1 protein-coding gene is annotated in these 347 nt (G+C 57.9%); it reads right to left on the reverse strand.

Going from position 1 to position 347, the window contains the following annotated elements; all coding sequences use genetic code 11:
• Nucleotides 1–240, reverse strand: a 240-nt coding sequence (locus AC5ZG1_RS44870; RefSeq protein WP_496136634.1) for a YiaA/YiaB family inner membrane protein, incomplete at its 3' end; no start/stop codon positions are given.
• Between the last annotated feature and the right edge of the window lie 107 nt (nucleotides 241–347).

The raw sequence follows: 347 nt of genomic DNA on the forward strand, positions 1-347 counted from the left end.
GGTGCGGGCATCTTCGACCTTGCGGATCAGCTTCTCGGATTCGGCATTGTCGCGCAGCGTCTTGGTGATATTCACCGTCGTCTGCACCAGCATCAATATGCCCATGGCGAGATAGCCTTTGCCCCAGAGATCGAGCGGCATCATGTAGAGGCCGAGCGCCAGCATGAAGGCGGCGGCGCCGAAGGAGATGTAGGAGAAGCTGACCCAGCTGGCGGAATGTTTCTGGAAACTGTCGTTCATGGTCTTTGTCCCTTGGTTCGATGAATGAATGGCTGGATGGAATGAGATCAGGCGGCCGGAGTAATGCGGCTCTTCAGCCGGGCGAGCACCTCATCGGCCGATGAGGT

The sequence above is a fragment of the Bradyrhizobium sp. Leo78 genome, from assembly GCF_059512425.1.